This is a genomic window from Spirillospora sp. NPDC052242 (assembly GCF_040679555.1).
Lineage (GTDB): Bacteria > Actinomycetota > Actinomycetes > Streptosporangiales > Streptosporangiaceae > Spirillospora.
The window spans coordinates 74,791-97,770 of sequence record NZ_JBFAUZ010000030.1; the positions used below are offsets into that span (position 1 = coordinate 74,791).

A 22,980-nucleotide genomic window follows, 5' to 3' on the forward strand; every position below is an offset into this window, starting at 1 on the left:
GCGGCGCGTGGGGGCGCGGCCGCGGCACGGCGGGCGGCGTGCGGCGCGAGGGGGCGGTGTGCACCAGGAGGAACCCGAGGCCGGCGACGCGGCGCTCATCTCCCGGGTCCGCGCCGGCGACACCGACGCCTACGGCACGCTCTGCGAACGGCACGTCCCGGCCGCGCGCGGCCTGGCCCGGCACCTCGCCGACGGCGACACCGCCGAGGACGCCGTCCAGGAGGCGCTCGCCAAGATCCTCGACCTGCTGCGGCGCGGCGGCGGCCCCGACTCCGGGTTCCGCCCCTACCTGCTGACCGCCGTGCGGCGTGCCGTGTACGACCGGCACCGCGCCGACCGCCGCGTCCACCCGACCGACCGGATCGACGAGCTCGACCGCGGCACCCCCTTCGAGGACCCGGCCCTGCGCGACCTGGAGCGCTCGATGGTCCTCGGCGCGTTCCAGTCGCTGCCCGAACGCTGGCAGACCGTCCTCTGGCACACCGAGATCGAGGGCGCCCGGCCCGCCGAGGTCGCCCCGCTGCTCGGCCTCACCGCCAACGGCGCCGCCGCGCTCGCCTACCGGGCCCGCGAGGGGCTGCGGCAGGCGTACCTGCAGATGCACCTGGCGGCGCTGCCCGCCGACCGCGCCAAGTGCCGCGAGGCGGTCGGCAAGCTCGGCGCCTACGTGCGGGACGGCCTCGCCCGCCGCGACACCCGCCGCGTCCGCGGCCACCTCGACGGCTGCGCCGACTGCAAGGCCGTCCACGCCGAACTCGCCGAACTGAACGGCGCCCTCCGGGAGGCCCTCGGCCCGCTCGTGCTGGGCGCGGCGGCGACGGCCTACCTGGCGACCGGCGGCGGCCTGTTCGCCTGGCTCGGGCGGGTGCCCCGGCGGTGGCGGCACGCGCTCGGCGCCACCGCCGTCGCGTGCGCCGTCGCGCTCGGGATGGTCCTGGTGTCGAACGACGAGCCCACGCGGGAGCCGGAACGCCTACCCCCGGTCGTCGCGCGGCCGGCCGTCCCGGCGGCCCCGCCCGCCCGCGCGCCCGCCGGCCCGCCGGCCCCGGTCCCGGCCGCCCCGGCGGCCGCGGCCCGTCCGTTCGAGCCCGTCCCGGCCGCCCGCGCCGAACCCGCGCCCGCACCCGCGCCCGCACCCGAGGAGGCGCCCGCACCCGAGGAGGCGCCCGCACCCGAGGAGGCGCCCGCACCCGAGGAGGCGCCCGCACCGCCGCCCGAGCGTCCCGCCCCGGCCGAGCCCGAGCCGGAACCCGAACCGGAGCCCGCGCCGCCGATCGTCGAGGTCGACTCCGAGGTCGACGTGCGCACGCTCGTCCGGACGCGGGTCCACGTGGACGCGGTGGTCGACGCGGACGTCCCGATGCGCGCGGCCGCGGCGGGCGACGTCCGGGTCGACGTGGAGGTCGAGGTCCGCACGGAAGGCGACGTCCAAACTGACCTGGACGCCACACCTCCCTCACCCCTGGCGCGCCGGGGGGCCATGCGATCGTGAAGGCGAGGTCGCGCACTGCCCCGCCCGAACCGTTCACCTGCCCGTTCCCGTAAAGATCGGCGGGAAGCCGGGGGCCGGACCGAAACGGCTGGTAGCGTCCGCCGAAGTCTCCAATTCGTTGTTACCGGAGAGTCGCGGACCGGCCGGACCCCGTGAAAGAGTGGCGAATCGCCGTATTGGCCTACGAGGCTGACGGGCTTCACTACGCTATGGAAGGCCCTAGGTCATTACGCCGCCCACGTCCCCAACAGGAAGGGCAGGCGCCGAAGATGGTCACGCTCGCCGGCCTGACCGCGGGCCGGGCACCCCGTGAGCTCCCGTGCCAGAGGAAGGGCGGTGTCGCATGGATCGCTGCGCGCTGTTCGTAGACGCCGGCTATCTGCTGGGCGACGGTGCGATGGCGGTGCACGGCACCCGCCACCGCGACGCCGTGGCCTGGGACTTCAGCGGCCTCCTGCAACTGCTGAACAACCTGTCCAGGGAGCGCACCGGCCTGCCGCTGCTGCGCTGCTACTGGTACGAGGCCACCGTCGAGGGCCGCCGCGCCCCCGAGCACGACGCGCTCGCCGACCTGCCCGGCCTCAAACTCCGGCTCGGCCGCATCCGCCCCGGCCGCCGCGAGGGCGTCGACACCGAGATCCACCGCGACCTCATGACCCTCGCCCGCAACGCCGCCCTCGCCGAGGCCGTCCTGGTCAGCGGCGACGAGGACCTCGCCCAGGTCGTCGCCGACGCGCAGGACCTCGGCGTCCGCGTCACCGTCGTGCACGTCGCCGTCGACGGCAACTGGACGATCTCGCGGGGGCTGCGGCAGGAATGCGACGACCTCATCGAGATCGGCTCCGGCGACCTGCGCCCCTACGTGAACCTCCTGACGGGCATGGACGGCGCGAGCTCGTCCGGCTCGTCGTCCGCGTCGTCGATCAGCTCGCCGCCGTCCGGTTCCGTGCTGCCCGGCGTCCCGATCGGCTCGTCCACCGCGTCGTCCGGGTCGAGTCCGCTGTCGAACGGGCACGGCAACGGCGCGTCCCTCGGGTCCCTGCAGCCCGCCGCGCAGAACGGCCCGCCCCCCTCGTCGCCGATCACCGGCACGCCCGCCCCGCCCCCGCCGTCCCCGCTCCCGCCCGTCCCGTCGAGCCCCGCGCCCGCCCGGGCGTCCACCGGCCCCTCCGTGCTGCCGTCCCCGCAGACGTCCACGGGCCCGACGCCGTCGCCCGCGTCGGGCGGGTACGGCTCGAGCGTCCTCGACACCGGCCCCGACTCCGGCCCGCTCGGCGGTTCCCCGGGGGCCGGCCCGCTCGGTTCCACCACGCTCGGGTCGTCCGGCGCCGGCGGGTTCGGCGCGTCGTTCAGCGGCGGCACCTCGCAGCCCGCCGCGCCCGTCCAGACCGGCTCGCACGCCGCGCCGTCCCAGCAGTACACGTCGCCGCCGGTGCCCGCGCCGTCGCCGCCGTCCGCGCCGCAGTCGCTCCCCGCGAGCCGCCCGCCCGGCCCCTACACCGGGCCGCAGCAGCTCTCCCCGGTGCCCGCCCAGCAGAACTCGCCGTCGCTGGCGGACGCCGTCAAGTCCGCGCACCAGGAGGGGCAGGACTTCGGCGAGTCCGTCGCCCGCGACGCGCCCGCGCTCTGGCTGGAGGCCGTCCTCGCCCGCAAGCCCCGGATGCCCTCCGACCTGGAGGCGCGCCTCCTGCAGGGCTCGTCGCTGCCGATCGACTTCCTGCTGCACGACGAGGTCCGGCACGCGCTGCGCCGCGGGTTCTGGGACGCCCTCGAACGTTCCCGCAGGTGAGGCCGACGGGTACGGTCCGGTATTCACCGACATCCCAGATTCGCCCGCTTCGGTCGGGCGCCGCCGGGTAGCGTTGAACCGTGACGCATGTGACGGAAGACGACCTCGACGACCTGGAGTTCGACACCCTGCGCACGGGCGATCACATCGCGGCGGCCCGGCGCCTGGCCGAACTGGCCGAGACGGTGTCCGGCGGGGTGTCCCGCGCGAACGTCCTGCTGCGCGCGGGCGAGCAGTGGCAGCACGCCGGCGACCACGGCAAGGCCGCCGACTTCTACCGCCGCGCCCTCGAGGACGGCGGCGAGACCTACGGCGACCCGCGCGCCTACCTCGCCGACGCGCTGTTCGAACTCGGCCGCGCCGACGAGGCCCGCACCCTCGTCGACCAGATCCGCGCCGACCGTCCCCGCGACCCCGAGGTGTACCGGGCGGTCGCCGAGGTCCTGTACGCCCAGGGCGACGCGTCCGGCGCCCACGACTGGGCCACGAACGGCGCCGACGTCGTCCTCGCGCTGCGCGACAACGCCGTCGGCACGGGCGTCGGCGGCCCCGGCGGCCCCGGCGAGCCCCCCGCCGCCGAGTCCCTGACCCCCGGCCCCGACGACGTGGCGATCGCCGAGGACAGCCTCGAAGCCCTCCTCCGCCTCCGCTACCGAGCCCGCATCGACCTCGGCCGAGGCGAAGACGACTACGACGCCCTCCTGGACGACCTCCTCAAGAACGCCTGACCCCGCACCCCACGGACGGCCCCGGCACGGTCGGCGACGACCGCACGCCGCCCCCCGTGCGCTCGGCCCGCCCACTCGTCCGTCCACAGGACCGGACGACCGCCTCGCGACCCCGCCACGCGTGTCCGTGCATCGGCCCGCCCGGACTGGGCAGGGCGGCGATGCCGTGCGACAGGCCCGCACGGCCCGCCCGGCGACGCTCCGGACGAGCGGGGCGAGGAGGCGGGCGGTAGGCCCACGGCCCGCACGGCGGCGCTGGGATGCCAGACGGGGACGGCGTGCCGACAAGGCCGGCACGGTCGGTCTGGACCCGCATGGCGATCGTGTGGCCCATCGACGAGGACGGCCGCATCATCGGCGAGGAGAGCTACACCGGCCGCGACGGCTTCGCCGGCATCGCGGAACGCGAACTCGCCCCCGAGGACATCGCCCCCGCCGACGCCTGACCCCCGCCCCCCTGGCCGGTGTGGGTGGGGGCTAGAGGGTCGTGAGGAGTTCGCTCAGGGACTGGGCCACGGCGGTAGGGGGTTCGTGCTCGGTCACGGGCCAGCCGCGTAGGCGGGCCTCTCGGACGGCTTGGGCGTGCCCCGGGGACGCGGAGCGGTCGGCGTGGGTGCGGAGGTAGGCGCAGGGGGCGTCCGGCCAGTCCGGGGGCGACGGGACGTGCTCGTGGCCGTCGTCGTGGTCGTGCGCGTGGGCGGGGCGGGGGAGGTCGGCGTCGACGAAGAGGTAGCCGCCGACGGCGCGGTGGGCGGCGCGCTGCGCGAGGGCGATCGCGGGGAGCAGCGGGCCGGCGGCGCCGTGCGCGGCGAGGACGAGCGGGGTCGCGGGGGCGGTCGCGGCGATGATGAGCGACGCGCGGGCGACGTAGCGGGAGCCGGTGCCCTCGGTGACGTCGGGGGCGATGACGTCGAGCCCGTAGGAGCGGAGGGTCTCGGGAAGGTCGCCCCAGGCGGCGGAGCCGGTGTCGGGCGCGTGCAGGAGCACGAGGGATCCGGGTGTCATGTCGTCCTCCTCTCCGGCACCGTACATGGCGGGCGCGGCGCGCGCGGGCGGGGTGAATAGGGTTTCCCCGTGAGCGATCGTGATGAGCTGCTGGAACGGATCAAGGCCAAGGCGGTGGTGCACGGGGACTTCGTGCTGTCGTCGGGGAAGCGCGCGTCCTGGTACGTGGACTTGCGCCGGGTGACGCTGGACGGGGCCACCGCGCCGCTCGTCGGGTCGGTGATGCTGGACGCGACGGAGGACCTGGAGTACGAGGCGGTCGGGGGGCTGACGCTCGGCGCCGACCCGGTGGCGACGGCGATGCTGCACGCGGCGGCGGCCCGGGGGCGGACGCTGGACGCGTTCGTGGTGCGGAAGGCGGGCAAGGCGCACGGCCTGCAGCGCCGGATCGAGGGCCCGGACGTGGCGGGGCGGCGGGTGCTGGCCGTCGAGGACACCTCCACCACGGGCGGTTCGGTGCTGACCGCGGTGGAGGCGCTGCGGGAGGCGGGGGCGCACGTCGTGGCCGTCGCGACGATTCTGGAGCGGGGGGCCGCGGCGCGGATCGCCGAGGAGGGGCTGGAGTACCGGCACCCGTTCGAGGTGGCCGATCTGGGGCTGGGCTGACGCGGTCGGTCAGGGCTGCTGGGGCACCGCCCATTCGGTGCGCTGGGCGGACGCCGGGTCCTGCTTCTCGCCGTGGATGGCGACCTCGAGCGAGGAGCCGTTGTCGGCGACGACCGACAGCGGCGTCTCGTCGTAGCGGTAGGTCTCGCCGGTGGTCATGGTCCCGGTGAAAAAGATCTCGCCGTCGGGCACCCGGACGACCACCTTGGTGGGCGCGCCGACGACGCGGATCAGGAGGGCGGGCGCCTGGGAGGCGGAGCCCGCGGATGGGGAGGGGGACCCTCCGCCGCCGTCCGAGGAGACGGTGGCCGAGGGCCCCTGCGGATCGGGGTCGCCCGAGACCGCGTTCACCAGAGCCATGCCGCCCACGACGAGCAGAGCCAAGACGGCGGCCACGGCCAAAGCCGCGATCAATATGCGTGCGAGACCCCTGGGGTCCGACCGATGACGTCCCACATGGGGAGGTTAGCGATAACTGTCACCGCTGAGCGACGGACGTGACTCTTCAGGGACATTCTTCTTCGCGCCGCTGTCCGTTTTGTTCCCTTGGCTCCGGATCTCGTGGTCCGCGGGGCCGATCGGGCCGCGGGCGCCGCGGCGGCGGGCGTCCGCGCCGGGCGGCGGGGGGACGTTCCGGACGGCCGGAAGCGCGCGGCGATCGGGCGCCGCGCGGCGCGCGTCCCCACTGGCTCCGGACGCGAAATCCGGGATACTGGCACCCGTGGCGCCCCCGGGTGAGCTGGGCGAGCGTCGCGACCGCGATACTGACCGTGGACGGCATGCCCGACCCGGCGTTCCCGCCCGTGCGGCGGGTGCCCGGGAGCTACCGCCCGGCCGGATGCCCGGCGGCACCGCTGCGTATGAAAGGACGCTGAAATGCCCATCGCAACGCCCGAGACCTACGCGGAGATGCTCGACCGTGCGAAGCGGGACGGCTTCGCCTTCCCCGCCATCAACGTCACCTCGAGCCAGACGCTGAACGCGGCGCTGCGCGGCTTCGCCGAGGCCGAGAGCGACGGGATCGTCCAGGTCTCGACGGGCGGCGCGGAGTACCTGTCCGGGCCGTCGGTGAAGGACATGGTGACGGGCGCGACCGCGCTCGCCGAGTACGCCAAGGTCGTCGCCGCCAAGTACCCGGTGAACATCGCGCTGCACACCGACCACTGCCCGAAGGACAAGCTGGACGGCTTCATGCGTCCGCTCATCGGGATCTCGCAGGAGCGGGTGGCGCGCGGTGAGGAGCCGCTGTTCCAGTCGCACATGTGGGACGGGTCCGCCGTCGAGCTGCACGAGAACCTGCGGATCGCGGAGGAGCTCCTCGAGGAGTGCGCGAAGGCCCGCATCATCATGGAGATGGAGATCGGCGTCGTCGGCGGCGAGGAGGACGGCGTCGCCAACGAGATCAACGAGAAGCTGTACACGACCCCGGGCGACGCGCTCGCCACCGCCGAGGCCGTCGGCGTCGGCGAGAAGGGCCGCTACATCCTGGCGGCGACGTTCGGCAACGTGCACGGCGTCTACAAGCCGGGCTCGGTCAAGCTGCGCCCGGAGGTCCTCAAGGAGATCCAGGACGCGGTCGGCGCGAAGCACGGCAAGGACAAGCCGTTCGACCTGGTGTTCCACGGCGGTTCGGGCTCCACGCTCGAGGAGATCCGCGAGGCCGTCTCCTACGGCGTCATCAAGATGAACATCGACACCGACACGCAGTACGCGTTCACCCGCCCGGTCGCGGAGCACATGTTCCGCAACTACGACGGCGTCCTGAAGGTGGACGGCGAGGTCGGCAACAAGAAGCAGTACGACCCGCGCTCGTGGGGCAAGGCCGCCGAGGCGAACATGGCCGCCCGCATCGTCGAGGCGTGCGAGAGCCTGCAGTCGGCCGGCAAGAAGCTGAAGTAACCGGTAGCTCCGGTGCCGTCGGGCCCGGGACGGGGACGCCCCGTCCCGGGCCCGACGTATCACCACAATGCTCGGCTACTCTCGAAGCGTGGCCCTGCCCCGCACCTACGAGTCGCAGAACTGCTCGATCGCCCGCTCGCTGGAGGTCGTCGGCGACCGCTGGACGCTGCTGATCATCCGCAGCGCGTTCGAGGGGATCCGCCGCTTCGACGACTTCCAGGACGTGCTCGGCGTCGCCCGCAACATCCTCACCGACCGCCTCGGCCGGCTGTGCGACGAGGGCATCATGCGCCGCGTCCCGTACCAGGAGCGCCCGGAGCGCTACGAGTACCGGCTCACCCGCAAGGGCGTCGAGCTGTGGCCCGCGATGATGACGCTGCTGCTGTGGGGCGACCGCCACTACGCCCCGGACGGCGCCCCGGTGATCGTCGGGCACCGCGGCTGCGCCGGGACGCTCACGCCCCGCTTCACGTGCGACGCGTGCGGTGCGCCCCTCGGCCCGACCGACGTCGAACCCCGCCCGGGCCCCGGCGCCTGACGGCCGTCCGCACCCGTCCGCCGCTCACCGAGCGTGACCGTCCGGACGTGCGCGGGCGTGCGGGCGGGCCGCGCCGCGCCCGCCGGAAGCGGGTGCGGCACGGCCCCGGGGCCGCTTGTTCACCAGGTGATGAGCGGCATACCCTGGTGCATGAGGAACAACAGGCATCCTGCAAGCACCACGAGCAGGATCGCCCCGCGGGCGGTGTGGCTCCAGCTTGCCAGGGCCAGCCGCACCGTCCGCGCCGTCTCAGTGACAGCCTGCGACCACATGGGTCATCACCTCCTCTCCTTCGGGTAGCGGACCGAGCATGGGCGGGGCCGCGCCGCCCGGCGCGGGCGCGCCGGGGCCGGGGCCCGGTCGGGGGGAGCGGCGCGCGAGTAGCCGCAGGTCGGCGTGGTCCTTGGCGCGCCCCAGCCGACGTTTGTAGGCGCGGACCTCGTCGAGGCGCGCGAAGCGGATGCCCTCGAACAGGTCGGCGTTCTCGATGAGCGCGTCGACGCCGGCGTCGGTGTCGGCGGGCGGCAGGAACCAGTGCCGGGAGACGTGCACCCGGCCGTCCCCGAGTTCGTACATCGGGGCGCCGCTGACGGCGCCGCGGATCGGCCGGCCCAGCCGCGCCGCCGCGCGCCAGGCGGCGCCGCGGGCGACGATGTCGAGTTCGTCGACCGGCCGCAGGCCGCGGGCGAGCAGCGGCCCGCTGCCGTGGACGACGTAGTGCTCCGCGGGCAGCCGGAACCCCAGCAGCACCTTGATCAGCGGGTGGTCGGACAGTCTGCCGGTCATCGCGCTCTCCCTTGCCGCCGCCGCTACGGGGCGGTCATGCTTCCCGTGGCGATCGCCGAAAGCCGATCGAGGTCGATGAGGGTCAGCCGCTGCCGGCCCGTCCGGATGAGGCCGTGGTCCTTGAAGATGCGCAGGACCTTCTTGATGGAGTCGATGCGGGCGCCCGCCAGGGACGCGAGTTCCTGCTGGCTGATCGCGATCTCGACGCCATCGTCGTCCAGCCGCCGCCCGATCCCGGCCTCGACGAGGTCGAGCAGGGCGCCGGCGAGCCGCCGCTCGACGGAGAACTCCGAGTCCTTGATCTTCTGGGTGGCCTGGTCGAGGCGCTCGTCGGTGGCCGCGATCAGCGCGATCGCGGCGCGTGGGTGGGCGTCGAGGAAGTCCAGCCACTGCGCGGCGGAGATCCACAGGACGACGACGTCGGTGGCGGCCTCGACGGTCGCCGAGCGGGGGGTGCCGCGGATGGGGGCCATCTCGCCCACGATCTCGCCGGCCCGGCGCAGCGCGACGGTCCGGGCGGGCTGCCCGACCTTGATCTTGACGACGCCCTTCTCGATGAGCATGACGAAGTCGGTCTGCTCGCCCTCGTTCATGAACACCGTTCCGGCGGGCCGCTGGATCAGCTGCCCCGCCAGTTTCAAAGCGTCGTGCTCCGCTTCGATGAGAAGCGGATCGCCCACCGTGTAGCGCTGCTTCGACATGCCATTGAGTGTACTAATGCACTTAGCTCTGTTGAAAGAGCATCCGGCAAGGTGCTTTCACCGTGCCTCCATAGTGCCTCGCGGTGCCTCGATGCAGCGGTGCTCCACCGCGCCTTCCTTGCGAGGCCCAATACGACCTGGTCAAGGGGTTTCCGCTCAATGGGCGGTTCCCGGGTGAACGTTCGCGGGCGCGGCGATGATGGGGACGTGGCCAGGTCTTCGAGCGGCGAGTCGGTCGTCACGCGGGTGGTGCGGATCCTGGACGCGTTCGGCCCCGACCGTCCCGTCCTGACGATCAGCGACATCAGCCGCCGCGCCGCGCTGCCCATCGCGACCGCGGCGCGGCTCGTGGACGAGCTGACCCGGCACGGGCTGCTCGTGCGGGACGAGAAGCGCCGCGTCCGGATCGGCACCCGCATGTGGGAGCTCGCCGAGCGCGCGTCGCCCGTCCTCGGCCTGCGGGAGACGGCCCTGCAGTACATGGGCGACCTGCACTCGGTCGTCGGCCACTCGACCCAGCTCGGCGTCCTCGACGGGGAGGAAGTGCTGTTCGTCGAGCGGCTCACCGTCCCGGGGTCGGTCGTGAACGTCACGAAGGTCGCCGGACGGCTGCCGCTGCACGCGTCGTCCGCCGGGCTCGTCCTGCTCGCCCACGCACCCGAGGACGTCCGCGAACGGGTGCTGCGCGGGCCGCTGGTCCCGTTCACGTCCCGGACGATCCGGGACGAACGCACCCTGCGGGCCGTCCTCGCCGACGTCCGGACGCGCGGCGTCGCGTTCTGCCCCGGGCACATCCACCCCGACGCCACCGGGATCGCCGTGCCGGTCCGCGCGGACGGGCGCGTCGTCGCCGCGCTGGGCCTGGTCGTCCCGAACGACGACCAGGCCTGGTCGCTGGCCGGCCCGCTGCGGCTCACCGGCCTGTCGATCAGCCGCGCGCTGGCGGCGGGCACGCCGCGCTAGGCGTCGCCGCCGCCGATCGGCGGCAGGTGCCGCAGGGCGGTCGCCGTGAGGACGGCCAGCCCGGCGAGCAGGGCGGCGGCGACGACGGTGACGACGCCGAACCCGTCGAGGAACGCGTCCCGGGCGGCCGACAGCAGCGCGGCGGCGGGCTCGGGCGGGAGCCCCTCGGCGGCGGCGACGGCGCCCTCGATCGACTCCCCGGCGGCCCCCGGGGCGCCCGGCGGCAGGGCGACCAGCGCGGTGTAGGCGGCGCCGCCGATGCTGCCGAGGGAGGCGATGCCGAACGCGATGCCGAACTCTCCGGACGTCTCGGCCACCGCGGACGCCGCGCCGGCGCGCTCGTCCGGCGCCGCGCCGACGATCAGCGCGATGCCCAGGGCGGCGACGGGCGACAGCCCGAGGAACCCGATCGTGAGCCCGGCCATCAGCGGCCCGATGCCGTCCCCGAAGCCGGCCACGAGGAACCCGCCCGCCGCCGGGACCATCCCGCCCGCGATCAGCGTCCCCGGACGGACGCGCCGCGCGGCGAGCGGCGCCAGCAGCGAGCCCGCGACCATCGCGATCGCCGGGAGCGTCAGCCACAGCCCGGAGTCCAGCGGCGACAGCCCCTCGCTCGTCTGCAGGAAGCGGCTGGCGAACAGGTACAGGCCGCCCGACAGGACGTTCGTCGCCAGCAGGACGCCGAGGGCGACCGAGAACGTCCGGGACCGCAGCAGCCGCAGGTCGAGCAGCGGGTCGGGGATGGCGCGCTGCCGCCGGACGAACAGGTACCCGGACGCGGTCCCGGCGGCGAGCACGGCGTACGCGGCGGGCCGCGACGGGTCCTCGGCGAACTCCTTCAGCCCGTACACGACCGGGAACGCGGCGGCCAGCGACAAGGCGACGCTCGCGAGGTCGATGCGGCCGCCGCCGCCGGGGGCGCGCGACTCCGGCAGCAGCGGCGCGGCGGCCAGCAGCAGCACCATGACCGGGACGCCGATCAGGAACACCGAGCCCCACCAGAAGTTCTCCAGCAGCGCGCCGCCGACCACCGGGCCGAGCGCCGCGCCGCCCATGAAGCAGCCGGTGAACACGCCGATCGCGAGGGTGCGCTGCCGCTCGTCCCGGAACATCGTGCTGATCAGCGCCAGCGACGACGGCATCAGCGTCGCGCCGCTGAGCCCCAGCAGGATCCGGGCGGCGATCAGCATCTCGGGGCTGCTCGAGTACGCGGCGAGGGCCGAGGCCGCGCCGAACGCGACCGCCCCGCACAGCAGCAGCCTGCGCCGGCCGATGCGGTCGCCGAGCGCCCCCATCGTGACCAGGAACCCGGCGACCATGAAGCCGTAGACGTCCATGATCCAGAGGAGCTGGACGGGCCCGGGGTCCAGGTCGGCGCCGAGGTGCGGCATCGCGAGGAACAGCACCGTGTTGTCGATGGACAGCAGGAGGGTGGGCAGCGCCAGCACGGCCAGTCCGAGCCATGCGCGCGCACCGGCCCGGGCGGGCCGCCCGGGCGCGGCGGTTGCGGTCATGATCTCTCCCCGTTTCGTTCGGAAGGTGACGCGCACACCCTGCGCCGCGGGTGTTATGGCGAGGTTCGGACGGGATTCCGGCCCGGTTCGGGGCCGGTTACGGTGAACGCATGCGCTTCGGGGTGCTGGGCCCGCTGGAGATCCGGACGGACGACGGCCGCCCCGTCCGGGTCCCGGAGCTGAAAGTCCGGCTGCTGCTGGCGGCGCTGCTGGCCGCCGGGGGACGGCCGGTGTCGGCCGAGCGGCTGATCCGGGACCTGTGGGGCGACGACCTCCCCGCCCGGCCCGCCGCCGCGCTCCGCGTGAAGGTGTCGCAGCTCCGCCGGGCCCTGGACGACGCCGAACCCGGCGGGCGCTCCCTGGTGGCCGCGCGGGCCCCCGGATATGCGCTGGCCGCCGCGCCGGACGCGATCGACTCGCTGCGCTTCGAGACCCTCGCCGCCCGGACGGACCCGGACGCGCGGGCCCGCGCGTCCGCCCTCACCGAGGCGCTCGCCCTCTGGCGCGGCCCCGCCTTCGCCGACTTCGCCGACGCCCCGTTCGCCGTCGCCGCCGCCGACCGCCTGGAGGAGCGCCGCCTCACCGCCCGCGAGGATCTGGCCGAGGCCCGCCTCGCGCTCGGCGAGCACCGCGCCCTCGTCGCCGACCTCACCGACCTCGCCGGACGCCACCCGCTGCGCGAGCGCCTGCAGGCCGCCCTCATGCGCGCGCTTTACGGCGCCGGCCGCCAGCACGAGGCCCTGCAGTGCTACGAGCGCGTCCGGAACCGGCTCCGCGACGAACTCGGCCTCGACCCCGGGCCCGAACTCACCGCCCTCCAGCGGGCGATCCTCCGCCAGGACCCGTCCCTGGACGTCCCCGCGGCCGTGCCCGCGCGCCCCGCGCCCCTCGCGCCCGCGCGGCTCCCCGTCCCGCGCACCGCGCTGATCGGCCGCGACGGCGAACCGGACGCGATCGTCGCCGCCCTGCGCGCGTCCCGGCTGGTGACCGTCACGGGACCGGGCGGCGTGGGCAAGACGCGCCTCGCGCTGGAGGCCGCCGCCCGCACGGGCGACGCCTTCCCCGAGGGCGTCGTGCTCGTCGAACTGGCGGGCGTCGCCCCGGGCGGGGTCGCCGAGGCCGTGACCGCCGCCGCCGGCCTGCCGGAGCGCGGCGGGACGCACGCCGCCGAACCCGTGGAGGGGCTCGCCGGACGCCGCGCGCTGCTCGTCCTCGACAACTGCGAGCACGTCATCGAGCCCGCCGCGAAACTCGTGGACGCGCTCCTCGCCACGGGAGCCGAACTGCGCGTCCTCGCCACCGCCCGCGAGCCCCTCGGCATCTCCGGCGAGCACCTGCACCCCGTCTCGCCCCTCCCGGTCCCGCCCCCCGACCTCCCGTCCTCGGAGGACGGGGTGCGGCGGCTCGCGGAGGTTCCGGCGGTTCGGTTGTTCGTCGCGCGTGCGGCGGCGGCGGATCCGGGGTTCGTGCTGGACGCGTCCAACGCGGCGGCCGTCGCCGCCGTCTGCCGCCGCCTCGACGGGCTGCCGCTGGCCCTCGAACTCGCCGCCGCCCGCGTCCGCGCGCTCGGGCCCGCGACGCTCGCCGCGCGGCTCGACGACCGCTTCCGGGTCCTGCGCTCCGAGCGCCGCGACGTCCCGCCGCGCCAGCGGACCCTGCACGCCGCGATCGCGTGGAGCTGGGAGCCGCTCGCGCCCGCCGAGCGCGCCGTCCTGCGCCGCCTCGCCGTCCACGCCGGCGGCTGCACCCTGGAGGCGGCCGAGGAGACCTGCGCGGGCGGCGACGTCGACCGCGCCGAGATCATGGACGTCATCGTGCGGCTCGTCGACCGCTCGCTCGTCCTGCCGGCCGACGGCCCCGGCGGCGTCCGGTACCGGCTCCTGGAGTCGGTGGCCGCCTACGCGCTCGACCGCCTCGCCGACGCGGGCGAGACCGGCGACGTCCAAGAGCGCCACGACGACTACTACGCCCGCGTCGCGGAGTGCGCCGACGCGTCCCGGACCGGGCACGCGCGGCTGCGCTGGCTCGCCCGCCTCGACGCCGAGGCCGCGAACCTGCGCCGCGCCCTGGAGAGCGCCGTTAGCCGCCGGGACGCGCGCCTCGCGCTGCGGCTCACGTCGTCGCTGGCCTGGTACTGGATCGAACGGGGGCGGGCCGGGCACGCGGGCCGCGCGCTGGGCGCCGCGCTCGCCGCCGCGGCGCGCCCGCACCATCTCGACGGGCTCGCCGCCGCCCGCGCCCTCGGCGACGCGGCCGCCGCCGCGTCGGCGCTCGACGGGCTCGCCGGCGCCGAGCTGCTCGCGGGCCGCGACGACCGCGCGGCCCGGCTGCTCGGCGCCGCCGCGGCCGTCCGCGCGGCCGCGGACCCGTCCGCGGGCGTCCCGTCCCGGGAGACCGCCCGCCTGCTCGACGCCGCCCGCGCGGCGCTCGGCGACGCCTTCCCCGCCGCGTACGACGCAGGCCGCGCCGAGGCCCCGGCCACCGAGCGCTGACCGGGCGGCAGCCCGAGGAGCGCGAGCCGTGCGTGCTCGGCAGCCCACGTGTGCGTCCGTCCGGGTCACGGGCGTTGGTTCGGGAGGTCGAGTTCGGTCGCCAGGGCCTCCAGCAGTTCGACCTGGCGCCGCGCCGGGACGCCCAGGAGCGCGGTCACGACGTGCACCTCGTCGGCGCCGAGCGCGACGGCCCTCTCGAGGTTCGCGAGCGTCGCGGCGGTGAAGTCGGCGGACGACACGTCCGTCCCGGGCGGGGCGGGCAGGACGTTGACGACGACGTCGCCGGTGCCGCCCGCCGCGCGGTACCAGCCGACCTGCGTGCGGGTGTCGTCCCAGTTCACGGCGACGGTGACGAAGCCGTCGCCGATGCGGGCCGCGCGCTCGATCGCGGGACGGGCGGTGGCGCCGAAGCGCAGCGGGATCCGGTCGCCCCACGGCTTCGGGCCGATCTTCGAGGCGGGGACGCGGTAGTGCTCGCCGTGGAACTCGACGGGGTCGGGCCCCCAGCAGGCGCGCATCGCGGCGACGTGCTCGGCGAACCCGGCGCCGCGCCGCGCGGGGGACACCCCGGCCGCGACGAACTCCTCGGGGATGTAGTGCGGCGGCAGCCGGGTGCCGCCGCCCTGCCCGATCCCGGCGTCCAGCCGTCCGCGCGACAGCCGGTCGAGCGTGGCCAGCCGGCGGGCCAGCGCGACCGGCGACTCGAAGATCGAGTTGAGCACGCCGGTGGCCACCCGGATCCGCCGGGTGTGCGCTGCGGCCCAGGTGAGGACCTCCAGGGCGTCCCACGGGGTGTCCTCGGGCAGCCCGGCGTCGTTCGTCCAGTGCGGCCCGACGGGGATGAGCAGCCGGTCGGAGACCGAGACTGCGTGGAACCCGAGCCGCTCGGCGGCCCGGGCCACGGTGACGACGGCGTCCGGCCCGGCGTGCGGGCCGAAGTGCTGAAGGGTGACGCCGAGTCGCGGCAGGTCCATTCGCGTGTCCTCCTGTGTTCGTCCGGTGCGCCCGCGGCGCGGTCCACAGAGGGATCGGAGCCGGCGGCGGGTTCTCGACATCTGGACGTCCGGCGCGCGGCGGGGCAGGATCGGGCTTCGACGCTGTTCGCCCGCACCCCGCACGACACCGATCGCGAGGTCCCCATGCCGGTTCCCGACGACCCGACCGCCACGTTCAAGGAGTTCGACCGCGACGGCGACGGCTACATCACCCGCGAGGAGTTCGCGCTCGCCATGAACGCGCGCGGCGAGCAGATCACGGCCGCCGAACTCGACTCGGTCTTCGGCGCGGCCGACGACCGCGACGGCGACGCCGACGGCCGCATCTCGCTCCCGGAGTTCCTGGTCGCCTGGAACCGGTGACCGCTGTTCGCCCCGTTCCTGTCACCGGCGGGTGCTGTACTACCTGACCGGGCGGTGATCGCGGGCCGGTCGCCCGGCACGACCGCACCCGAACGGAAACGGGAGTCGATGGAGCACGTTCCGAAGTTCGTCATGACCTACGACGTGCGCGTGCCGGACGACGAGTCGCTGCAGGCCGTCGCGGCGTTCATGATCGGGCGCGGGTACGCGACGGTGCGCGTCACGTCTCCGGGCACGATCACCGGTGTCGACGAGGGCCCTTTCCCGGACGGCGACGCGGAATGGTGGGCGGCCGTCGAGGACCGGGTCGTCTCGGCCTTCGCGGCGGAGGCCGGCGTGACGCTGTTCCGGTGGTACGCGCACGCCGAGACGGCCCGCAAGTCCGTCCGGCACGGCGAGGCCATCGGCGAGCGGACGGCGGCGGAGGCCGCCGCGACGCGGCTCGCGGTGCTGTCCCGCGAGCCCGCGCGTGCGCCCGTCCCGGAGATCGTCCACCGGCTCGGCGACCCGGTACGGACGGGCGACCTCGGCGCGCCGGTCGTGCTGGAGGGGCTGGACGACGTCGACTGGGCCGCGCTCGACGACGCGTACGGGACGGCGGAGGAGGTCCCGGACATTCTGCGGCGGCTCGCGGCGAACGACGAGGGCTGGGACGAGGCGGTTTTCGACTACTACAGCCATGTCGTCCACCAGGGCACCTGCTACACCTGCACGCCGCCCGCCATCGGGTTTCTGGTCCAGATGGCGCGCGCGCCGCAGCTCTTCTCCGGGTACCGCATCGATCTGCTGCGTGGGCTGGTGATGACGGCCCTGGAGGACCCGGGGCCGGCGTGCGGGGAGGAGATCGACGATCTCGCGTCCTGCGAGGCGCTCACGTGCCGGGCCGTCCTCGACCATCTGCCGGACGTGCTGGCCCGGTGGCCGGACGCGGGGCCGACCGAGCGCGCGTGGCTGGTCGTCCTGGCGGCGCTCTCCCCGGAGGCCGCCGCCGACCGGCTCCCCGATTTCCGGGCGTTCCGCGACGGGGTGGACGGCCCGAGCCCGGCGCTCGACCTGGCGCTCGCGCTCGCGTCCGGGGACGACGACGCGGCCGCCGGTCTCGTGCTCGACGCGTCCACGTGGGACGAGGCGGTCGGGGAGCGGCTGCGTCGCAACGAGCCGTTGCGGGCGCGGAACCTGCGGGCGCTGCTCCATCTCGCCGGGCGGGAGTTCGCACCCGGATGACACCTCGCCAGTCGAGATATATCGGGTTAGCATCCCGGTATGAGCGGAACCCTGGAGCCCGTCGAACCCGTGAAGTCCGTCGAACCCGCGGAACCCGCGGAGTCCGGGATGCGGGCGTCGCACGACGACCGTGAGCTGGCGGTGGAGCGGCTGCGGGTGGCGGCCGGGGACGGCCGCCTCGGGCCCGCCGACCTGGACGAGCGCATCGAGCGGGCGCTGACCGCGACCACGCGGGGCGAACTGCGGGACGTCCTGCGCGACCTTCCCGTTCCGGCCGAGGACGAGCTGAGCCTGCGGGCGAGGCACGGGAACGTGGAGCGGTCCGGGGTGTGGACGCTGCCGCGCCGGTTGCGGGTGGACGTCCACGCGGGCAACGCGACGATCGACCTGACGCGAGCGGTCGCCGTCCACGCCGAGCTGGACGTGGAGGTGGCGGCGAAGCACGGGAACGTGCGGATCATCGCGCCGCCGGACGTCGAGGTCGAGGTGGGGGACATGGCGGTGCGGGCCGGGAACGTGCGGCGGCGCCGGCGGGCGGAGGCCGCGCCCGCGCGCCTGCGGGTGCGGGTGGAGGGTGAAGTGCGTCACGGGAACGTGATCGTCGCGGGGCCGCGCCGCACGCTGCGGGAGCGCCTGCGCCGCCGGGCATGATCGTCTTCCGGTAGGTGCGGTGGCATGGTTATTGCGAAGCGTTTGCAATACTGTGCTTCATGTTGAAACGTCCGGTTCTGGCCTTGCTGGCCGTGGTCCTCGCCGCCGCGCTCGCGTCCGCCTGCGGGCAGGGCGGCACGTCCGCCTCCGGTAAGGACGGCGTGTTCACCTACGCCGTCGGGGACGAGCCGGAGACGTTCAACCCCGGACTGCAGGACGGGCACACCGACCCCGTCACCGAGCTGGTCTTCCGCGGCCTGACCGGGCACGACGCGAACAACAAGATCGTCCCGGCGCTCGCGGAGTCGTGGGAGGTGTCCGAGGACGGGACGTCGTACACGTTCAAGCTCCGCGAGGGCGTGACGTGGCACGACGGGAAGCCGTTCACCTCGGACGACGTCAGGTTCACGATCGAGACCGTGCGGGACGCGGGGGCCGACGCGCCGCTGTCGCGCAACTTCACGATGGTGAAGGAGATCGCGACGCCCGACGCGAACACCGTCCGGCTGGAGCTGGACGAGCCGTTCGCGCCGATGCTCGGGGCCCTGTCGATGGGGATGCTGCCGAAGCACGTGCTGGACGGCAAGAAGATCACCGACCCCGAGTTCGGGCGGAACCCGATCGGCACCGGCCCGTTCAAGATCTCGACGTACGAGCACGGGCAGTACGTGGAGCTCGCGGCGTTCGAGCGGTACTACGAGGGCGTGCCGGGCCTCAAGAAGATCGTCATCAAGTACGTGCCGGACGACTCGGCCCGGCTGATCCAGCTGAACGGCGGCGAGGTCGACGGCGCGTTCGTCCGGCCGAAGCAGGCGGAGCAGGTGAAGGAGCACCGGCTGGAGGTGTACCCGACGGCCGACTACCGGGCGATCAGCTTCAACATGAAGAAGCCGGTCTTCGCGGACGCCCGGGTGCGCAAGGCGATGAACCACGCGATCGACCGCAAGGCGATCGTCGACAGCGTCGTCATGGGCTACGGCGCCCCCGCGAAGGGGCCGCTCGACATGAGCGAGTACGCCGCCGCCGAGGGCTTCACGTTCGACGCGGCGAAGGTCGAGTCGCTCATGAAGGAGGCGGGGTACGCCGAGAACGGCGACGGGCTGTGGGCGAAGGACGGGAAGACGGTCGCGTTCGAGCTGACGACGTTCGCCGAGGACTCGCTCCGCGTCGCCATGCTGAACGTCGCCGCGACCCAGCTCAAGCAGCAGGGCTTCGACGTGAAGCCCGCGCCGCGCTCCAGCGACTGGGTGCGCAAGCACTGGGGCGACCTGGACGCGGCCGTGGTCGGCTGGGGCACGCCGTACGACCCGGACTCGTCGGTGTACGGGGTGTTCCACACCGACGAGGCGATCGGCGACGGCGGCTCCAACCTCGGTTCGTACAGCAACGAGGAGGCCGACAAGGCCCTCGACAAGGGGCGTTCCACGCTCGACCCGGCCGAGCGCAAGACCGCCTACACCGACTTCCAGAAGGCGCTGCAGGACGACCCGCCGTTCGCGTGGATCGGGTACCTGAAGGCCGTCAACGCCGTCCCGGAGAACCTGACCGGGCCCCAGCAGCGCACCATAGGGCACCACGGGTACGGCTTCTTCTGGAACGCGCAGACCTGGCGCTACGAGTAGATGGTCCTGAGGATCGCCCGGCGGGCGGCGACGGCCGTGCTGGTCGTCGTCGCCCTGTCGGCGGTGTGCTTCGGGCTGCTGGACGCGGCGCCCGGCGACCCGGCGGCGTCGATCCTGGAGGCGCGGTCGGGCGGACGGCCGCCGAGCCCGGCGGCGGTCGCGGAGCTGCACGCCGAGATGGGCCTCGACGATCCCGTGCACGTCCGGTACGCGCGGTGGGTGTCGGACGCCCTGCACGGCGACCTCGGCACGTCGTACATGTCCGGCACGCCGGTGACCGAGGTCCTCGGCGACACCGTCCCGTGGACGCTGCTGCTCGCCGCCGCCGCGACCGTCCTCAGCTTCTCCGCCGCCCTCGCCGTCGGGCTCGTCGCGGCGCTCACCCGGCGCGCGTGGCTGCGCCGCGGCATCGACCTGATCCTGTTCGTGATGGGCGGGATGCCCGGGTTCGTCGTCGCCCTCCTGCTCCTCTACGTGTTCGCCGCGTCGACGCAGCTCATGCCGTCCGGCGGCGTAAGCAGGCCCGGCGAGGACGTCACCGCGTACGGGCTGCTCGCGCACCTGACGCTGCCCGCGTGCGCGCTCGCGTTCGGGCACCACTTCGGCATCTACGTCCGGCTCGTCGAGAGCGGCGTCGGGCGGCTCCGGGACGCCCCGCACGTGCAGAACGCGCGCGTCCGGGGGCTGCCGCGCCGGACGGTCGTCACGCGGCACCTGATGCGGCCCGGGCTCGTCCCGTTCACCGCGCGGCTCGGCGTCGGCGTCGGGACGCTCGTCGCGGGCGTCTACGCCACCGAGGTGATCTTCTCGTGGCCCGGCATGGGCCGCGAGGCGATCGAGGCCGCGCGCGCCCAGGACTACCCGCTGCTGGTCGCGATCGTGCTGGTCACCGGGCTGCTGGTGGTCGCCGCGAACCTGCTCGCCGAGCTGATCGTCGCGGCCCTCGACCCGCGCGCCCGGCGCGGCGGCACGTCCGGCCCGTCCCGCCCGGTCAAGGAGGCGACCGTTGCCGGCTGAGACGACCCGCGCGCCGCGCGGCCTCCTCGCCGTCCGGCTGCGGCCCCGGCGGCCCGCCCTGGCCGCCGCCGTCGCGGTGCTCGCCGCGTTCGGCCTCGCCGCCCTGCTCGCGCCCTGGCTGACGCCGCTCGACCCGCTCGCCACCGACACGTCCGCGACGTCGCTGCCGCCCGGCTCGTCCGGCCACCTCCTCGGCACCGACCAGCTCGGCCGCGACCTGCTGACCCGCATGCTGTACGGCGCCCGGACGTCCCTGCTGGTCGGGCTCACCGCCGCCGCGATCACCGTCGGGGTCGGGATGCTGCTCGGCGGGCTCGCCGCCGTCGCGCCCCGCTGGCTGGACGCGCTGATCGCCCGCACCGCCGACGTGCTGCTGTCGCTGCCGCTGCTGGTGATCGTCCTCGCGTTCGCCGCCGTCGCCGGGCCGTCCCTCACCACGGTGATCGTCGCGATCGCGGTGTCGAGCTGGATGCCGGTCGCCCTGATCGTCCGCGCCGAGCTGCGCGGCCGCCGCGAGCGGCTGTACGTGCGCGCCGCGTACGGGCTCGGGCTGTCGCGCCGGCAGGTGCTGTGGCGGCACCTGCTGCCGGGCGCGCTGCCGCCCGTCGCGTCCATCGCGGCGTTCGAGGTGGGGCACGCGATCCTCGCCGAGTCGACGCTCAGCTTCCTCGGCCTCGGCGTCCCGCCGAACAACCCGAGCTGGGGCAACCTGCTCACCGAGGCGCAGTCGCACCTGCTGACCGGCGCCTGGTACACGGTCGCGATCCCGGCGGCGGCCGTCGTCGCCACGATCATCGCGGTGAACGTCGTCGCCGGCGCGATCGCCGGCCCGTCCGACGAAGGCGGTTCATGGTGACATCCGCAGGACTGACCGTCGAGGGGCTCACCGTCGACGTGCCCGGCCGCCGCGTCGTGCACGGCCTCGACCTGGACGTCCCCGCCGGGCGCGTGCTCGCGCTCGTCGGGCCGAGCGGCAGCGGCAAGACGCTCACCGCCCGCGCGATCGCCGGGCTCCGTCCGCACGGCGGGACGGTCCGGGTGGACGGGCGCGCCCCGGAGCGCGGGCGCGACGTCGGCTACGCGTTCCAGGACGCGCTCGCGTCCCTCAACCCGACCGTCACCGTCCGCCGCCACCTCACCGAGACCGTCCGGGCGCACGGCACCGGCGACCCCGACGCCGCCCTCGCCCGCTTCGGCCTCGACCCGTCCCTCGCCGCCGCGTACCCGTTCGAGCTGTCCGGCGGGCAGGCGCAGCGCGTCGCGCTCGCCCTCGCGACCGTGCACGAACCGCCCGTCCTGATCGCCGACGAGGTCACCAGCGCGCTCGACCCCGTCGCGCAGGCCGCCGTACTCGACCTGGTCCGATCCGCGTCGAGCGACCGGGCGGTCCTGCTCATCACCCACGACCTGGCCGCCGCCGCCCGCTGGGCCGACGACATCGCCGTCATGCGGGACGGCCGGATCGTCGAGCACGGCCCCGCTGCGCGGATCCTCACCCACCCCCGCACCGACCTCGCCCGCGACCTGGCCGCCGCCGCGACCGCCGCGGTCGATCCGCCGCCCGCGCCCGCCGCCCGCCCGTCCGACGGGAGCCTGGCGCTGCGCGGGACGACCCGGGTGCTGCGGTCCCGCCGCCGCGCGACGGTCGCGCTGGACGGCGTCGACCTCGACGTCGCGCCCGGCGAGGCCGTCGCGATCGTCGGCCCGAGCGGCTCCGGCAAGTCCACCCTGATCGGCGCGCTCGCCGCCCTCGACCGGCCCGCCGCCGGGACCGTCCTGCGCGACGGCCGGGACGTGTGGCGGCTGCGCGACCGCGACCGGCGCGGCGTCCGCCGCCGCACCGGGCTGATCTTCCAGGACCCGCTCGCGTCCTTCGACCCCCGGCACACCGTCCGGCAGGTCGTCGCCGAGGCCGGCCCGTACGACGACGACCTGCTCCGCCGCGCCGGGCTCGACCCGGCCGTGGCCGCCCGCCGCCCCGCGACCCTGTCCGGCGGCGAGTGCCAGCGCGTCGCGATCGCCCGCGCCCTCGCGCAGCGGCCCCGCGTCCTGCTCGCCGACGAGCCCACCAGCGGCCTCGACGTCCTCACCCGGGACCGCATCCTCGACCTGCTCACCGCGCTCCGCCGCGACGAGGGGCTCACGATCGTCCTCGTCACCCACGACCTCCGCGTGGCGCGCCGGGTCGCCGACCGCGTCGTCGTCCTGCACGAGGGCCGCGTCGTGGAGGACGTCCCGGCCGCCGGCCTCGACGGCGCCGCGCACCCGCAGACCCGCAGCCTGCTGGACGCGACCGTCCTGGCGCCCGCCGCCGGCTAGCCCCCTGGACGGGCACCGCGGCGCGTCCGGCGCCGGATCCACGGCGGGCACCGGGAATGCGGCCGCCGGGACGTCGGGGCCGCAGGAGATATCGCGCCGAAATGTTCGCCGACGGAGACGGGCGGGTTATCGATGGGCCGCCGAAGACCGCGGCTTCGTGCTTTCCCGGCCTGTCCGGCGGTTCGTTCGCACAAGAATTCGATAGTTCATGGGCGACTTCCCGGCGGGCCATGTAATAGTCGCCGGGCGGTAAGTTGCCTTACCGGGCCGCCTGTA

Annotated in this window: 22 protein-coding genes; 16 read left to right on the plus strand and 6 right to left on the minus strand. The window is 75.1% G+C overall.

Annotation, left to right across the window (positions count from 1 at the left end):
- The first annotated feature begins 58 nt into the window (after positions 1-58).
- The 4 genes from AB0L25_RS24175 (at position 59) to AB0L25_RS24190 (ending at position 4,455) form a co-directional block, all read left to right on the plus strand.
- Entirely contained in the window at positions 59-1,492 is a 1,434-nt protein-coding gene (locus AB0L25_RS24175) for a sigma-70 family RNA polymerase sigma factor (protein ID WP_500174936.1), read from the plus strand.
- Between the two features lie 343 nt (positions 1,493-1,835).
- A complete protein-coding gene (locus tag AB0L25_RS24180; protein ID WP_500174937.1) occupies positions 1,836-3,281 on the plus strand; it encodes an NYN domain-containing protein in 1,446 nt (481 codons plus the stop codon).
- Between the two features lie 80 nt (positions 3,282-3,361).
- A complete protein-coding gene (locus AB0L25_RS24185) occupies positions 3,362-4,009 on the plus strand; it encodes a tetratricopeptide repeat protein (protein WP_500174938.1) in 648 nt (215 codons plus the stop codon).
- A gap of 314 nt (positions 4,010-4,323) precedes the next feature.
- On the plus strand, positions 4,324-4,455 hold the full coding sequence (locus AB0L25_RS24190; protein ID WP_500174939.1) for a hypothetical protein: 132 nt from the start codon (positions 4,324-4,326) through the stop codon (positions 4,453-4,455).
- Positions 4,456-4,486: 31 nt separating this feature from the next.
- Here AB0L25_RS24190 and AB0L25_RS24195 read toward each other — a convergent pair whose 3' ends face one another.
- Entirely contained in the window at positions 4,487-5,014 is a 528-nt protein-coding gene (locus tag AB0L25_RS24195; protein WP_500174940.1) for a hypothetical protein, read from the minus strand.
- 69 nt (positions 5,015-5,083) lie between these two features.
- Between AB0L25_RS24195 and pyrE the strand changes: the two genes are divergently transcribed.
- Positions 5,084-5,620 (plus strand): orotate phosphoribosyltransferase, encoded by a 537-nt coding sequence (gene pyrE / locus AB0L25_RS24200; protein ID WP_500174941.1) that lies wholly within the window; start codon positions 5,084-5,086, stop codon positions 5,618-5,620.
- Between the two features lie 9 nt (positions 5,621-5,629).
- On the opposite strand, the gene AB0L25_RS24205 is transcribed toward pyrE, so the two are convergent.
- A complete protein-coding gene (locus AB0L25_RS24205) occupies positions 5,630-6,016 on the minus strand; it encodes a RodZ domain-containing protein (protein ID WP_500174942.1) in 387 nt (128 codons plus the stop codon).
- Between the two features lie 480 nt (positions 6,017-6,496).
- Here AB0L25_RS24205 and fbaA point away from each other — a divergent pair, with 480 nt between their 5' ends.
- On the plus strand, positions 6,497-7,519 hold the full coding sequence (gene fbaA / locus AB0L25_RS24210; RefSeq protein ID WP_500174943.1) for a class II fructose-bisphosphate aldolase: 1,023 nt from the start codon (positions 6,497-6,499) through the stop codon (positions 7,517-7,519).
- An 88-nt stretch (positions 7,520-7,607) separates the two neighbouring features.
- Positions 7,608-8,057, plus strand: coding sequence for a winged helix-turn-helix transcriptional regulator (locus tag AB0L25_RS24215; RefSeq protein ID WP_500174944.1), 450 nt, complete (start codon positions 7,608-7,610; stop codon positions 8,055-8,057).
- 249 nt (positions 8,058-8,306) lie between these two features.
- Here AB0L25_RS24215 and AB0L25_RS24220 read toward each other — a convergent pair whose 3' ends face one another.
- Both AB0L25_RS24220 and AB0L25_RS24225 read right to left on the minus strand, forming a co-directional pair.
- On the minus strand, positions 8,307-8,843 hold the full coding sequence (locus tag AB0L25_RS24220) for a hypothetical protein (protein ID WP_500174945.1): 537 nt from the start codon (positions 8,841-8,843) through the stop codon (positions 8,307-8,309).
- Between the two features lie 23 nt (positions 8,844-8,866).
- Positions 8,867-9,544, minus strand: coding sequence for a Crp/Fnr family transcriptional regulator (locus tag AB0L25_RS24225; protein ID WP_500174946.1), 678 nt, complete (start codon positions 9,542-9,544; stop codon positions 8,867-8,869).
- 207 nt (positions 9,545-9,751) lie between these two features.
- On the opposite strand from AB0L25_RS24225, the gene AB0L25_RS24230 reads away from it, so the two are divergent.
- Complete coding sequence (locus tag AB0L25_RS24230) at positions 9,752-10,507, plus strand: IclR family transcriptional regulator (protein WP_500174948.1); 756 nt, start codon at positions 9,752-9,754, stop codon at positions 10,505-10,507.
- Here AB0L25_RS24230 and AB0L25_RS24235 read toward each other — a convergent pair.
- Positions 10,504-12,021: an MFS transporter gene (locus AB0L25_RS24235; protein ID WP_500174949.1), complete on the minus strand. Its 1,518-nt coding sequence runs from the start codon at positions 12,019-12,021 to the stop codon at positions 10,504-10,506. The two genes, AB0L25_RS24230 and AB0L25_RS24235, sit on opposite strands and share 4 nt — an antisense overlap.
- Positions 12,022-12,131: 110 nt before the next feature.
- On the opposite strand from AB0L25_RS24235, the gene AB0L25_RS24240 reads away from it, so the two are divergent.
- Positions 12,132-14,513 carry an AfsR/SARP family transcriptional regulator gene (locus tag AB0L25_RS24240; protein WP_500174950.1) on the plus strand — a complete coding sequence of 794 codons (2,382 nt, stop codon included), beginning with the start codon at positions 12,132-12,134 and terminating at the stop codon, positions 14,511-14,513.
- A gap of 65 nt (positions 14,514-14,578) precedes the next feature.
- Here the strand turns inward: AB0L25_RS24240 and AB0L25_RS24245 are convergent, their stop codons facing one another.
- Positions 14,579-15,487, minus strand: a complete 909-nt coding sequence (locus tag AB0L25_RS24245) for an LLM class flavin-dependent oxidoreductase (protein WP_500174951.1) — start codon at positions 15,485-15,487, stop codon at positions 14,579-14,581.
- 165 nt (positions 15,488-15,652) lie between these two features.
- On the opposite strand from AB0L25_RS24245, the gene AB0L25_RS24250 reads away from it, so the two are divergent.
- The 7 genes from AB0L25_RS24250 (at position 15,653) to AB0L25_RS24280 (ending at position 22,704) form a co-directional block, all read left to right on the plus strand.
- Complete coding sequence (locus tag AB0L25_RS24250; protein WP_500174952.1) at positions 15,653-15,871, plus strand: EF-hand domain-containing protein; 219 nt, start codon at positions 15,653-15,655, stop codon at positions 15,869-15,871.
- A 108-nt stretch (positions 15,872-15,979) separates the two neighbouring features.
- Positions 15,980-17,095 (plus strand): hypothetical protein, encoded by a 1,116-nt coding sequence (locus AB0L25_RS24255; RefSeq protein WP_500174953.1) that lies wholly within the window; start codon positions 15,980-15,982, stop codon positions 17,093-17,095.
- Between the two features lie 39 nt (positions 17,096-17,134).
- Positions 17,135-17,746, plus strand: a complete 612-nt coding sequence (locus AB0L25_RS24260; RefSeq protein WP_500174954.1) for a DUF1707 SHOCT-like domain-containing protein — start codon at positions 17,135-17,137, stop codon at positions 17,744-17,746.
- Between the two features lie 59 nt (positions 17,747-17,805).
- Positions 17,806-19,368, plus strand: coding sequence for an ABC transporter substrate-binding protein (locus AB0L25_RS24265; RefSeq protein ID WP_500174955.1), 1,563 nt, complete (start codon positions 17,806-17,808; stop codon positions 19,366-19,368).
- Positions 19,369-20,385, plus strand: coding sequence for an ABC transporter permease (locus tag AB0L25_RS24270; protein ID WP_500174956.1), 1,017 nt, complete (start codon positions 19,369-19,371; stop codon positions 20,383-20,385).
- Positions 20,375-21,241 (plus strand): ABC transporter permease, encoded by an 867-nt coding sequence (locus AB0L25_RS24275; protein WP_500174957.1) that lies wholly within the window; start codon positions 20,375-20,377, stop codon positions 21,239-21,241. The genes AB0L25_RS24270 and AB0L25_RS24275 overlap by 11 nt, the downstream gene beginning before the upstream one ends.
- Positions 21,235-22,704, plus strand: coding sequence for an ABC transporter ATP-binding protein (locus tag AB0L25_RS24280; protein WP_500174958.1), 1,470 nt, complete (start codon positions 21,235-21,237; stop codon positions 22,702-22,704). Before AB0L25_RS24275 ends, AB0L25_RS24280 begins: the two co-directional genes overlap by 7 nt.
- The last annotated feature ends 276 nt before the right edge of the window (positions 22,705-22,980 follow it).

Excerpts from the sequence above, each read along its gene's own strand:
- AB0L25_RS24180 (WP_500174937.1), top strand. The coding sequence starts at position 1,836 with ATGGATCGCTGCGCGCTGTTCGTAGACGCCGGCTATCTGCTGGGCGAC.
- AB0L25_RS24190 (WP_500174939.1), top strand. The coding sequence starts at position 4,324 with ATGGCGATCGTGTGGCCCATCGACGAGGACGGCCGCATCATCGGCGAG.
- AB0L25_RS24195 (WP_500174940.1), bottom strand. The coding sequence starts at position 5,014 with ATGACACCCGGATCCCTCGTGCTCCTGCACGCGCCCGACACCGGCTCC.
- fbaA (WP_500174943.1), top strand. The coding sequence starts at position 6,497 with ATGCCCATCGCAACGCCCGAGACCTACGCGGAGATGCTCGACCGTGCG.
- AB0L25_RS24220 (WP_500174945.1), bottom strand. The coding sequence starts at position 8,843 with ATGACCGGCAGACTGTCCGACCACCCGCTGATCAAGGTGCTGCTGGGG.
- AB0L25_RS24225 (WP_500174946.1), bottom strand. The coding sequence starts at position 9,544 with ATGTCGAAGCAGCGCTACACGGTGGGCGATCCGCTTCTCATCGAAGCG.
- AB0L25_RS24235 (WP_500174949.1), bottom strand. The coding sequence starts at position 12,021 with ATGACCGCAACCGCCGCGCCCGGGCGGCCCGCCCGGGCCGGTGCGCGC.
- AB0L25_RS24240 (WP_500174950.1), top strand. The coding sequence starts at position 12,132 with ATGCGCTTCGGGGTGCTGGGCCCGCTGGAGATCCGGACGGACGACGGC.
- AB0L25_RS24245 (WP_500174951.1), bottom strand. The coding sequence starts at position 15,487 with ATGGACCTGCCGCGACTCGGCGTCACCCTTCAGCACTTCGGCCCGCAC.
- AB0L25_RS24250 (WP_500174952.1), top strand. The coding sequence starts at position 15,653 with ATGCCGGTTCCCGACGACCCGACCGCCACGTTCAAGGAGTTCGACCGC.
- AB0L25_RS24255 (WP_500174953.1), top strand. The coding sequence starts at position 15,980 with ATGGAGCACGTTCCGAAGTTCGTCATGACCTACGACGTGCGCGTGCCG.
- AB0L25_RS24260 (WP_500174954.1), top strand. The coding sequence starts at position 17,135 with ATGAGCGGAACCCTGGAGCCCGTCGAACCCGTGAAGTCCGTCGAACCC.
- AB0L25_RS24265 (WP_500174955.1), top strand. The coding sequence starts at position 17,806 with ATGTTGAAACGTCCGGTTCTGGCCTTGCTGGCCGTGGTCCTCGCCGCC.
- AB0L25_RS24270 (WP_500174956.1), top strand. The coding sequence starts at position 19,369 with ATGGTCCTGAGGATCGCCCGGCGGGCGGCGACGGCCGTGCTGGTCGTC.
- AB0L25_RS24280 (WP_500174958.1), top strand. The coding sequence starts at position 21,235 with ATGGTGACATCCGCAGGACTGACCGTCGAGGGGCTCACCGTCGACGTG.